At 41.6% G+C, this 13,678-nt stretch carries 7 protein-coding genes; 5 read left to right on the top strand and 2 right to left on the bottom strand.

What is annotated here, in order from left to right:
- Nucleotides 1-9: 9 nt before the first annotated feature.
- A complete protein-coding gene (locus F993_RS08220; protein WP_004654942.1) occupies nt 10-1,113 on the bottom strand; it encodes an efflux RND transporter periplasmic adaptor subunit in 1,104 nt (367 codons plus the stop codon).
- Nucleotides 1,110-1,538, bottom strand: a complete 429-nt coding sequence (locus F993_RS08225; RefSeq protein ID WP_004654940.1) for a DoxX family protein — start codon at nt 1,536-1,538, stop codon at nt 1,110-1,112. Before F993_RS08225 ends, F993_RS08220 begins: the two co-directional genes overlap by 4 nt.
- A 322-nt stretch (nt 1,539-1,860) precedes the next feature.
- Between F993_RS08225 and soxR the strand changes: the two genes are divergently transcribed.
- From soxR to F993_RS08250, 5 genes are all read left to right on the top strand, one after another.
- On the top strand, nt 1,861-2,343 hold the full coding sequence (gene soxR, locus F993_RS08230) for a redox-sensitive transcriptional activator SoxR (RefSeq protein ID WP_004654938.1): 483 nt from the start codon (nt 1,861-1,863) through the stop codon (nt 2,341-2,343).
- Nucleotides 2,344-2,621: 278 nt separating this feature from the next.
- Nucleotides 2,622-4,865, top strand: a complete 2,244-nt coding sequence (locus F993_RS08235; protein ID WP_004654936.1) for a TonB-dependent siderophore receptor — start codon at nt 2,622-2,624, stop codon at nt 4,863-4,865.
- A 302-nt stretch (nt 4,866-5,167) separates the two neighbouring features.
- Nucleotides 5,168-8,368 carry a type VI secretion system Vgr family protein gene (locus tag F993_RS08240; protein WP_004654934.1) on the top strand — a complete coding sequence of 1,067 codons (3,201 nt, stop codon included), beginning with the start codon at nt 5,168-5,170 and terminating at the stop codon, nt 8,366-8,368.
- 19 nt (nt 8,369-8,387) lie between these two features.
- Nucleotides 8,388-13,262 carry an RHS repeat-associated core domain-containing protein gene (locus F993_RS08245; protein ID WP_004654932.1) on the top strand — a complete coding sequence of 1,625 codons (4,875 nt, stop codon included), beginning with the start codon at nt 8,388-8,390 and terminating at the stop codon, nt 13,260-13,262.
- The gene (locus tag F993_RS08250; RefSeq protein WP_004654931.1) at nt 13,262-13,531 is read left to right on the top strand and encodes a DUF7660 family protein; all 270 of its coding nucleotides are present in this window, start codon (nt 13,262-13,264) and stop codon (nt 13,529-13,531) included. Before F993_RS08245 ends, F993_RS08250 begins: the two co-directional genes overlap by 1 nt.
- The last annotated feature ends 147 nt before the right edge of the window (nt 13,532-13,678 follow it).

The raw sequence follows: 13,678 nt of genomic DNA, 5'->3' as shown, positions 1-13,678 counted from the left end.
AGTGTCTCCCTAAAGCTTTGCTTTGGCTTGGGAAGATGAAGCTTGCTCTAGGCTATTCGCCGTTGGCTCGATTTGCACGCCATCACTAAGTCGGACTTGTCCTGAAACCACCACTTGGTCACCAGCTTTAACACCCGATTGTACTTCGACCCAACCTTGATGACGTTCGCCAAGTTCGACCGCAACACGTTGAACTGTCAAAGTATTATGGTCTTTTTTGACCAGAAACACGGTATTGCCATAGGCGGTATAAGTAATTGCCGTTTCAGGAACGACCAGACTGGGTAGATTGGCTTCCTGTATTTCTATTTTTGCGTACATGCCTGGTTTTAACTGTTGATGTTGATTATTGAGCAGTGCCTGTCCGGTCATGGTTCTAGATTTACTCACCATTGGATCAATCGCATTCACCACCGCAGAAAAGCTTTGTTCAGGAAAGGCATCTATTTTTAATTGAACGGCTTGGCCGGTTTTTAAGCGTGCCGCCAGTTGTTCATCCAGTGTGAAATTGGCAAGCAGTTGCTGTGTATCGACCAGATTGGCAATATTGGTGCCTGCTTCAAGATATTGCCCTTGATGCACCTGGCGAATCCCGATCACCCCAGAGAAGGGGGCGCGAATGGATTTCTGATCAATCAGCGCTTGCAGTTGCTGGATTTCAGCACGGGTCATATCTCGGTCGGCCAAGGCTGTATCCAGTTCCGCACGTGAAATCGCATTGCTATCAATCAGTTGTTTGGTGCGGTGATAGGCCATTTCTGCCTGTTTTAACTTGGCTTGTAGCCGCCCTAAATTGCCTTGCTCGACATTGGTTTTTAGTTGAACCAGTAATTGTCCCTTTTTGACGGATTGTCCTGACTGGAAATAAATTTGTTCAATCACGCCTGTGGTTTCCGCAGAGACTTGAACTTGCCGTACTGCTTCCAACTCGCCAATACTGGATAGAATACGCGGTGTGATTTGTTGCTTGACTGTTGTCAGCGCGACTTTTACGGGTGGATAACTGTAGCTAGAAGCATGCTCTGCGGAGCGGGATTTAAAATAAACATAAGCGGCTACAGCAATCACAATTAAAATACTGATAATCAGCAAAATACGCAGTTTGGTTTTCATGCGATCACTCCAACCTCTTGCAGCTGTTGACGAAAATGGCTGGCAATTGCAGTACCGATTAAGCCGCCAATCACCGAAATATGTTCAAGTGCAAAATACAGCGAGATTTGTGCTTGTCCCCCAGACATGTTCCAAAAGGTATGTACCAGTACAATCGTAACCCCTAAAAAAACAGAGAGCAGCGCAGCACCTAACCAAAGGAAGCGATCAAACAAAATACTGTATGCACCCACAAGTAAAACCAGTGCCGAGGCATAATTAAACAGCCATGCAGGCTCTAAACCTGCAGCTCGCATTTCCTGAAAGCCAGTATCGACATCCAGTACTTTGCTGAGGCCTGAGCTAAAAAATAACAGTGCCAGACAACACCGGCCAATGATCCATAACCATTGACTTTCCAAACTTGATTTAATGAAGTACGGCATAGGCGTATTTCCTGAGTAGATTCAGACTGACTGCTGAAAAACATTAAAAATGAATTGCTTAATTGCATTTGATAATGCAGTGCCAAGCAGTCTAAAACCTCAAGTTATATTGAGGTCAATGGGGTGAGCTAGAAAATTAAAGTGCGTAAAAAGGCATTTTCAATAGGATCGTCAGCACAATTCCTGTCGATGCTTCTGCATTTTTTTTATGAGGTTGAGCTTAAGCAAATGGCTTGTTTTTGACTCATGATGTGCGGCTTTAAATTGACAAATTACGTTGCCATAAACTATAAAACCTAAAGTAATCTTGAGATATTGAGTCATGACACTCGAACGAAAAATTGATATCAATCGAATGCTGACGGTTGGGGAAGTGGCCAAACGCAGTGGCGTCGCTGTTTCCACCCTACATTTTTATGAAGCCAAAGGACTGATTAAAAGTATTCGAACCAATGGCAATCAACGTCGTTATCCTTTGGCTGTGCTGCGCTATATCGGCATTATTAAAGTCGCGCAAAAAGTTGGCATTTCATTGGAGGAGATTAAAAAAGCGTTGAGTGTTTACCCGATAGGTAGCAAGTTAACGGCTGAGCAGTGGGCAGAATTATCCACCTGTTGGCGTAAGGACTTGGATGAGCGAATCCAGAAGCTGACTCGTTTAAGAGATGAAATGGACTGGTGCATAGGCTGTGGATGTCTATCTTTGGAACAATGCCGTTTGCGTAATCCAGAAGATATTCTGGCAGAGCAGGGCTCAGGTCCGCGTATTCTAGAGCGCGAGGATGATTCAATAATCGAATTTTAAGTAATTGAAAAATAATAATTATAAATAGTATTTAAGCTTAGCTCCATTTAAGACTTTCAAGCTGCTTTTGTGTTGCGCGTTGTCGTGCTTGAAAAAATGCAAGTACGCTGTTTATGCATATTTGTTGATCTATCAATCAAATGATTAATGACAGCCATCGAAGCTTGAGCCAGTTTGTACCTGAAAGCAAATAAATATTAAGCATTTGTGAATTCTGCATTTATTTTTGTATTGATATTGATAATAATAATGATTCTTATTTAATTAATTGCAGCATTATGAACAATCAGCTTAAACAATCTGCTTTAAATATTGCGATAAAATCGATTCTGATTTTCGGGGCATTTTCACATCACGCTTGGGCGCAAGAACAGGGTGCAAGCGTACTCCCAACCATTAAAGTTGCAGCCGAGGATGAAAAAACTGAAGGTAGCGAAAGCTTTCAAGCGAAATCATCTCGCACATCATCCAAGCTAAAACTGTCCTTAAAAGAAACACCACAATCCGTCAGTGTCATTACGCGTGAACAGATTGAGCAACGTAATCTCAATATTATTGATGATGTACTTGCAGCCACGCCAGGTGTCACGGTCACTAAAAATGATAGTGAACGCTCAAATTATTCTGCACGAGGTTATGCGATTAGCAACCGTCAAATTGATGGCATGCCAATTGGCGAGAATAGCCCACGGGTCGATAGTTTTTTCTTTGACCGTATTGAAGTCGTGAAGGGGGCAACAGGTTTAACAGGATCTACGGGAAATCCATCTGCCACCATTAATATGATTCGGAAACGTCCTGCAAAGGAACTGACAGGCTCGGTTGCCACCTCATTTAGTCGCTGGAATACCATTCGTAATGAAGCTGATGTTTCAATTCCTTTGACGGCTGATGGTAGTGTACGCAGCCGTGTGATGGCCGCACGTCGAGAGGGGGAATCCTATATGGATTATTACTCTCTGGAAACCTTGGCGGCGATGGCGATGGTTGAAGCCGACATCACGGACAAATTAACAGGCAGTATTGGTTTTCAATATCAAGACAACCAACCACGGGGTTCAACGTGGGGAACTGTACCGTACTGGAATCAAGATGGTTCGCTGGCCAATTTACCGCGCAATTTTAGCTTGGCCAATCGCTGGAATACCATTAGCCAAAGTGACAAAACTGTATTTGCTGATTTGACCTATAAATTTGAGAATGACTGGATGATCAAGGCGGCTGCTTCACATTCATTGTCCAAAAGTTTCTGGCTGATGTCTTATGGCGGCTCTGGTTTTCCTAACCAAAATGATGGAACGGGCGTTGGGGTTTGGTCAACAGTATATCCAACATCTGAATCTAAAAAGACCAGCTTAGAGTTGTTCGCCAGTGGGCCGTTTAAATTATTTAATCGTGAGCATGAATTGGTGATTGGTGGAAATGGCTTTGATCGTTCTACAGATAGTCCGGGTGGATTCATTGACGGTATTGCCAGTAATCAATTGACCTGTACAAAAAAAGATAAAAATGGAGTAACCGTCCCATCAAATAATATTGGTGATACCTGTGTGATCAATGATTGGCGTACATGGAATGGTAATGCAACGCCAAAACCAGGCTACACGGTTATTCCTTCGACTAAAGATGCAAAACAACGTAATTATGGTGCATACAGTACCTTAAAGCTAAACCTAACAGATGATCTAAAATTGATTGTCGGGGGACGTTATAGTGATTATTCGGCAACGAATGGTACCAAGAGTGATGTGAAAACCGATGCTTTCACACCTTACTTTGGTACCACTTACGCGATTAATGATATTGTCACTGCCTATGCCAGTTATACCGATATGTTTAATCCAAGTAGCCAAAAAGACCGCAATAACAGTTTCCTAGATCCTGAAACAGGTAAAAGTTATGAGGCGGGTTTAAAAGCCAGTTTATTGGATGATCAACTTTTGGCAACCGCTGCTGCGTTCTGGTCGAAAAAGGAGAATGTTGCAGTTCGTGATGAAGAGGCGATTATAGCGGGTATTAAAACCGATGACGGCGGTGATCCAATGAAAGCTTCGGGTGAGGGGCTGAAAATTGAAGGTTTTGAGCTGGAAGCCATTGGACGGATTACACCGACGTGGAACATTACCGCGGGTTATACCTATGTGAACAGTATTAGTTCAGAAACCGTAAAGGCTTCGACCACGCTTCCTCAGAATCAAGTCAAAATCTATACCAATTTCAAACTCCCTGAACAGCTATGGGAGGGTGCCAATAAATTCAATATTGGTTTTGGTGTGAATTGGCAAAGTGAGGTGGTGAGTAAATCGACCAGTGCACCTAAAAACTCTGATGGCTTTGTACGACAAGATGCTTACTTCTTGGCAAGCGCCAATATGGGCTATACCTTCAACGAGTCATTCAGTGCAAACTTACAAGTGAATAACTTATTTGATGAAAAATACTATCAACAGGTCGGTTTCTATAATGGTGTTTATTGGGGTGAACCACGTAATGTAACTTTATCGCTACGTGCCAAATTCTAAACAGCAGAAAATAAATTTTTAATCGTGAATAAAGGCCTAACCATCAGAATAGGCCTTTATTCTATAGATTTTTTAGATGCTATAGGTGCAAGTTGCAGCAACGCTTATTATAAAGTGAATCAAAGTATTTTAAGTAAAAAACAATCTAACTCAAAAGTATAAATTTAATCGTCCTGATTCGGTAATATAAAGCGAACAAAAAATGTGACGCAAATTGTCATAAATAGACGGTTCTGTATGGACAGTAAAACGATATTTTGAGTAAAATGCGCTAAATTTAAGCAGATAATCTATAAAAAAAGATGGCGAATAATATCTTTCAAGCTTTAGAAAGCTTGGGCCTGACAGCACAAAAACGTGCGATTCACGCCCAATTTTCCAACACATCTTTAAATAACCAAGTTTTCTTACAACGTATTGAGGGTCTGCATCAGCTCAATCATGGTCTTGACCTACAATTACTTTGTCTTTCGACCAATGCAGTCATTCCTTTAAAAAGCTTTATTGGCAGTCAGGTAGCTATTGATATCGTGACCGATAAAGCAGAGTTGACGCGTATCTCAGGGATTATTACCCAAGCTGATATTGGGGCCAGTGATGGTTCGCTGACTATTTACCGTTTAGGTGTACAAGACCCTACCGCCTTGTGGAAGCACCGTCGCAACAGCCGTGTTTTTATGGCGAAATCTGTCGTGGATGTCATCCAGACCATTTTTAAAGAATGGCAGGCTAAAAGTCCGCTATTTGCGGCCAGTTTAAGTCTGGATTTAAGTGGCTTAAGCAAACAATATGACATTCGTCCATTTATTATGCAGGCCAATGAACTTGATTACGACTTTTTAACCCGTTTGATGCGAGCAGAGTCGATTAACTGGTTGATTGATGAAGCACAGCTGAAAGTATCCAGTTCAAGTGAACAGATTCAGCCGCAGAAACTCAGACTCATTGATGACAATAATCAATATAAAGCCCTAGAGCGCCGTCATATCCGCTTTCATCGCAGTAGTGCAACAGAAACACAGGACAGCATCACGGCATTTGTGGCACAGCGTTCTCTGCAACCAAGTGCGGTACATGTACAGCGTTGGCAAGCCGATGCCTTAGAACAAGAAGAAGGGGCAGGCAGTGTTCAGAGTAAACATCAGCATAGCGATCTACATGATAACCAACAGCTTGCTTTAGAACAGGCGTGGCATTTTTCTCCTGCTTGGATTCAGGATTTAAAGGGGGAGGATGGCGCCACCAAATCGGGCAATGCTCAAATTGAAAAAATAAATCAGAACCTGAGCCAGTATTATGATTCACAGGCCAAGCAGTTTATTGCGACATCGACTGTTCGCGATACCCCAGTGGGCTATTGGTTTGAACTGAATGAACATCCTGAAATTGATCAGCATGATGGTGCAGACAAAGAGTTTCTGATCAGCTCAAAAACGTTCTATAACCAAAATAACCTACCTAAAGATTTAACGGATCAAGTCGCAGCTTTGCTTCAACAAAGCAATTGGCAAAGTAGTCCTTTTCAGCATGTGGTTTCTGATGAGCGTCAAGCCAATCAACTGACACTGCAACGACGCAATATTGGTCTGGTTCCTGAGTATAACCCGCTACAACATCGACCTGCGACACATCCACAACGCGCCAAAGTGGTGGGGCCAAGCGGTGACGAAATTTATGTGGATGAATGGGGGCGGATTAAAGTTCGCTTCCTGTTTACCCGAGCAGATGACCACAGTCATGATAGTGGGGCAGGTGCCAATGACAATGATACCGACTCTGCATGGGTGGATGTATTAACGCCGTGGGCAGGTGAAGGCTACGGTGCACGATTCTTGCCGCGGATTGGTGAAATCGTGGTGATTGATTTCTTTGATGGCGATATTGATCGACCTTTTGTGGTTGGGCGGATTCATGAAGCACAGCGTAGTCCGACCAAGTTTGACCATGTGGGCAAGTTGCCTGATACCAAGAAACTGGCAGGCATCAAATCCAAAGAATACCAAGGTGAAGGGTTTAACCAACTGCGTTTTGATGACACCACGGGACAAATCAGTGCGCAACTACAAAGCAGTCATGCCGCCACTCAACTGAATCTAGGTAAACTCAGCCATCCAAAAGATAAAGCTGAAAGCGAAGATCGTGGTGAGGGTTTTGAACTACGGACCGATCAATGGGGTGCAGTGCGTGCAGGCAAAGGTTTACTACTTAGTACCCAAAAGCAGGATCAGGCCCAAGGGGAGCATCTTGATGCCGAACCTGCCAAGCAACAGCTAGAAGGCAATCAAAACAATGCTAAGGCTTTAAGTGAAGTCGCCAAAAATCAGCAAACTGATGAAATTGAGTCTTTAGAACAGTTAAAAGAATTTGCAGAACAGATTGAAGCAAAGATTGCCAAATTTAATAAAGCGTTGTTGTTGCTTCATTCGCCAGCAGGTATTGGTCTAAGCAGCAATGAAGATATTCATGTGTCTGCAGATGGGCAAATCAATCAGATTGCAGGCGATAGTATTAACCTGAGTACGCAAAAAAATCTGATTGGTCATGCTCAAAATCGAATTAGTCTGTTTGCTGCTCAGAATGGGATTAAGCAGGTGGCTGCTAAAGGTAAGTTTGAGGTTCAGGCACAGTCAGATGGACTGGATTTGCTCGCCAAGCAAGGCATCCAGATCATTTCCACTGAAAGTCAAATTCAGATTAGCAGTCCGAAAGAAATTGTGATTACCGCAGGCGGTTCTCAAATCAAGCTGAATGGCTCAGGTATTTTTCCTGTGACGGGTGGCAAGTTTGAGGTGAAGGCGGGGCAGCATTTGTTTATGAGCGGCTCAAGTGTTAGTACTCAATCCAGTTTGCCACCACCACCAAAACGTGGACAAGGGGTACTGGAGTTGCTTCACGATTACAAACATGGCGAGTTTGTGAAACAGGGTGGCTATCAGGTTATTGATTCACTGGGGCAGCAGTTTTCTGGTCAGTTGGATGATAAAGGTTTTGTACGGGTTTCTGGACTGGCAACGGGTGCAGCAAAAGTTGTATTTGAAGATGATAAACGTGATCCGTGGGCGGAATCCAGTGACTTTAAACGCCCGCCAATGTGGCCAAATGAAAATGACCCTGATGCACAAACCTTATTGGGCAAAGCAGAAACAGGTCTAAAAAATGCGGTTAGCAGCGCCAAGAATGCTTTAGGTCAATCCTTTACCAGTCCTTCTTCAGTGTTAAAAACGCTTGAGACTGCAAAGCAGTTGAAGGAGGGTGGAGCAAAGGCTTTATTGCCAATGCTTCAGCAGGGGGTTCAGTCTAACCTGACAGAACAAGCAAATAAGCTATTGGCTGATCAGATCAAGGACAATCCATTGGCACAAAAAGTGATGAAAAATATGGGCAGTCCTTTGGACAGTCTATCCCAGTTCAAAAATCCATTGCGTGCGCAACAGAACATAATGGCAAGCGATAAAAAGACCAAAGATCCGTTCGATCTAACGCGTTTTGATTTTAAAAATTAAGCTTTGAGAATGATGAAAGATGGCGACACCACCTAAGAAGACCAACAATCAGCAAAATAAACAGAGTGTAAGAACCAATACTGGACAAGTTGCGGTTGTGCCTTTAAACAAAATGTATGCTGCTGATGTCAAAGCAGGTATGAATAAAATCAATTCATGGTTGAAGAAGAACACCAAGGACTATGTCGACTTAAATACCATTAAAAGTGTAGCAGGCTCGCTTCCAGTGATTGGTAATGCGATTGCTTTGGTGGATGCCGTTTACGATGTTATTGATATCAGTAAAAAACCAAACCCGGGTTTTGGGGATTGGCTGAATCTTGGTTTAGATGTGATTGGGATTATTCCTGTACCGCCAACCATGGCAACAATGCGCATGAGCTTGAGACCGACTTTGAATCTGGTTCGTCAAAAAGCAGGTGGGGTCATTTCCGATACCATTTTGGTGATTTTAAGTGATCACTTAAATGAACGTATTGCAGGTGAACTCGATCAGTTTGCGGCAAAAGCTCAACCGCTTGTCAAAGATATGATGCAGCACTGTGGAACAAAAATCACCAGCATCAGTAATGATTTTGCCAACGGCATACAAAAAATATTAAATGGTCACGTCTTTAGTTCAGCAGGTAATGTCAAACAAGCACAGAAACAACTTAATAAAGTCAATCTAGATAATTTACAGCGTAATCCGAAAGCTACTTTTAATAATGCTGTAGATGGTTTGACGAACTTATGGAAAGCGAGCGTTAAGGAAAATATTAACACGGTTGCCAAAGGTGTTTCATCGGTTGTGCCAGCCAGTGCGAAACAGCCGATTCAGCTGGTTATTACAGGGATTCGTGGTTTTGGTAAAAAAGCGCCGCAGTTCTTGATGACTTTAGCCGATCCAGGCAAAGCAATGAGTATTGCTTGGTTATTGAATGTCTTATTAAAAGCTGTACAAAAATTCAAATTAAAGAAAAAAGCCACAGCCAATATTACTCAGAAACAGGTTGCTAAAAAAGAGAAGAGTCGACCGAGTGGGGAACTGGAAAAAACCAATCACCAAGCCAAAGCTAAAAACAATCCAAATGAAGTATCATGTCCACTGAATTTAGGTGGTGGAAAGACCAAAACAGGTACTAAAAAACATATTACTTATGCATTGGGAACTGAGTTTTTAACTCATCAGGATGCATATGTGTCTGCGATTGAAAGTTTTATTTTAAATCGAACCTATGCATCGAATTTGTATCAATTAGATCAAGGAGAGTTCGGGGCAAGATGGTTGACCTCTTTTACCACCCGAATTGTGCCGCAAAGTGAATATATTGAGGAAACGGAACAACAGGCTGCATATATCAAACCGTTGGCAGGGCTGGAATATATTGGTCCAGATGCACGCCCTGTCAAATTACCTCAATTAAAAGTGGGCGAAAGCTTTCATAATCAAACAGAAGATTTTTACTATAGTGTGATCTCTGAACATATTCAGATGATTTCCTATCAAAAAGAAGAAAAGCATATTTTTGAAAAGTATCAAGATTATTATCGCTTATCTGCAATTGAATATAAAAATGGGGTGACCTTAGCGGTTCGTTATGACCATCAATCGGGTGATCATTCATTTATTTCGGATGTGTTGATTAAAGAGAAGCAAAAATTATTGGCGCATGTCGCTTTCCAAGTCGATGCACAAGGCCGTATTGACGATGCATGGTTGGTGGAAAATGGGCAATTGCTTCGTCCGCTTGCGAGTTATAACTATAACCATAAGGGCGATTTAATCGAGGCCATTACTGAAAATGGCGCAAGCTATCATTATCAATATGAGCATCACTTATTAAGCCGTTATACCGATCTGACTGGTCGTGGTATTAATCTGGAATATGACGGGATTGAACCCACATCGAAGGCCTTTCACGAATGGGCTGATGATGGCAGCTCTGAGAGCAGACTGGCATGGGATGAAAATATCCGTTTAACCTATGTAACGGATGCCTATGGGGCAGAAACTTGGTATTACTATGATATTGATGGCTATACCTATCGCATCATTTATCCTGATGGATTGGAAGAATGGTTCTTCCGTGATGATTTTGCCCGTGTTACCAAGCATGTTGATCGAGACGCCGTGGTAACTATTTATGAATATGATGAAAGTGGCAATATTGTCAGTGTTACCCAACCTGACGGTTCAAATTTATATTATGCCTATGATGACAAGCGTCAATTAACAGGTATGGTCGATGCTGAGCAAGGGCGTTGGTTTAAGGAATATGATGCTCAGGGCAATATCAGCAAGGAAATCGATCCGCTAAAACGTGTAACAGAATATAGTTACAATGCTTTAGGTTTACTCACTTCGATAAAAGATGCCAAAGGGGGTTCCAAGCAGTTAAAGTATGATGATCAGGGTAATCTGATCAGTTATACCGACTGTTCGGGCAAAACCACCACATGGCAGTATGATGAACGTGGGCGAGTAAAATCAGTTGAAAATGCCTTAAAACAAAAGGTTGAATACTTCTATAGTGACCTAACCACAGAACAACGTGAACCGATCATTCAAGGTTTGCCACTGAATGCTTTTGGTCAGCTTGAAAAAATCAAACATGCCGATGCCACAGAAGAACAGTTTGTCCATGATGCCGAAGGGCGTTTATTGGCGCATGTCGATGCCAAAGGACAACTCACACAATATCAATATGACGCAGCAGGACTGATTTCATCTCGTACGGATGCCTTGAAGCACACGTTGAAATATCAATGGGACAAGCTGAATCGTCTGAAACGTTTGACCAATGAAAATGGGGCAAGCTATGAATTTTTCTATGATGTTGCCAGTCGCCTGATTAAAGAAATTGATTTTGATGGTAAAGAAACCCTGTACAAATATGATGAAACAGATGGTAATTTATCCAGCAGTATTGAGGTGGCCTCTGCATTTGGGCAGGACTTAAAAGATCGGGCTGCACCGAAAGATCGTATTCAACAATTCCTATTTGACAGCATGGGACGACTGGAACAGCGTCAGGCAGGCTATGGCTATACCGAGCAGGAATTAGAACAAAAACAGATTGAAGAATTTGCCTATAACAATAATGGCCAATTGATTCAGGCTAAAAATAATGAGAGCAATCTCCAGTGGTATTACGATGTTGTCGGCAATCTGGTGAGAGAGCATCATCAAGATCATCAAACGCATAAAACTGCGGTGTGGAAACACAGTTATGATGAAATTAATGATCGAATTAAAACCATACGTCCAGACGGGCAACAAGTCGACTGGTTAACCTATGGCAGTGGACATGTTCATGGTTTGGTCCTGAATGGTGAAGATACTGTCAGTTTTGAACGAGACGATTTGCATCGTGAAACTGTTCGCCACTATGCCAACGGGATTAGCCAAGAGCAGCATTATGATGAGCTGGGGCGTTTGACGCAGCAGCGCGTGCTGAATGGACATGAATTTGCATATACATCGCCGCAGCAGGCAATACAGAACAATGCCATTCAAGAAACTGAACAGTTGATTCAGCGTTTATATCAGTACGATAAAACGGGGCAATTGCTCAATATTGCAGATACTCGCCGTGGCAATATTCAGTATAAATACGATCCTGTCGGTCGTTTACTGGAAGCCAATAGTAAGTTGGGTAAAGAAACCTTTAGTTTTGACCCTGCAAGTAACATTATTGACCGAAATCTTCATCAAGAACCGAATGCAGCCCCAACAGCAAATAATGCTCATGGTTATAACCGTTTGGTGAATAATGTTGTTAAAGCATATTTAGATCAGCAATATCAGTACGATGCTTATGGTCAATTGGTGCGCCAAAAGTCATCTAAAGGGGACTTGTACCTTGAGTGGGATGCTTGTGGGCGGTTAATCAAGAGTCGTAATACAGAATACACTGCGGAGTATCGTTATGATGCTTTAGGACGACGTATTCAGAAACGTAGTAAACACCATCATACAGGTGAAGAGCAGAATGTGATTTATGGCTGGGAGGGTGATACTTTGGCATTCGAATCTAATGATCAGATCACCAAGCATTATGTGTATGAGAAGGATAGTTTTGTCCCTCTATTGCAAGCGATCTATCGTGAACCGATTGAGCTTGTACAAACACCCGATTGGACAGATCAGCCTTATCATATTGCCAAAGATCCTTTATGGCGTAAGACCGCCCCAGCAAAATCTTTAAATGATATTTGTTTCTATCATTGTGATCATTTGGGTACACCTCAGGAGATGAGCGATGCTCAAGGTCAAATGGTCTGGAAAGCTGAATATAAGGCGTGGGGTGAGCGTGTATCAGCAAAGTCCGCATCTAACTTTTTTGAAAATTCAGAAATCGTCACCAATAATATCCGCTTCCAAGGGCAATATTTTGATGAAGAAACAGGTTTACATTACAACCGTTATCGATATTATTCGCCTTATGTAGGGCGTTTCATTTCTAAAGATCCGATTGGGTTGTTGGGTGGGTTTAATGTCTATGCTTATGGATTAAATACAACAGGGTGGACTGATCCACTTGGATTGAGTAGTAACTGTCCATTGAATTGCCCTACTGGAACTATAGATCCTTCAAGCGTTCATTTTATGCAAAGTAGTGCTAAGAATCAGACAGGTGATTATACTGTTTTAGGAAATGCTGAATCCCTTAAGAATGGAACGTTAGATGCAAATGTATTGAGAGCTAAAGTATGGAAAGATAATTCAGGTAAAATTTGGACATTAGATCATAGGCGCCTTGCTGCTTTTAAATTGGCGAAGAAATGTATGCCAATTACTTGGGCTTCTGCTCAAGAAGTAGACCAGCAAATGTGGAAAATGTCTACTAAAAACGGTGGGACTTCAATGAAATTAAAATTAGGTAATGGTCAATCTACGGTGGTGAAATAATGAATAAGCTGAATGAAACAGTTGAAAAAATCAATACTAAAGAGGATTTTTTAGAATTTACACAAATATTAATAGAGGACTTTTCATTAAATAAATGGGAGAATAATAATTTAGCAGATTATCTTGAAGGTATTAATAGTTGGGTGGATGATATGGAAGGGTATTTTGAGAATATGAAAGATTTTGATGCGTTAGAAAAAATTAAAAAAAATCAACTTGATTGGAAAATTTTAGCTAAAATTTTATTAGCAGCTACTATGTATGAATAATTAAACTATTATAGATAAGTATTTGGAGTTATCTGTATTTTAATTGTGGGTAACTTTAAATTCTTATTTGTATTGATATTTTTATCTTGTGATTTAATTATTAAAATAGATAATCAAAAAAATAGAGTTATTTGGGAAGTAAATTAT

This window comes from Acinetobacter proteolyticus (assembly GCF_000367945.1).
GTDB lineage: Bacteria > Pseudomonadota > Gammaproteobacteria > Pseudomonadales > Moraxellaceae > Acinetobacter > Acinetobacter proteolyticus.
This window is presented reverse-complemented; position numbering and strand designations above follow the sequence as displayed.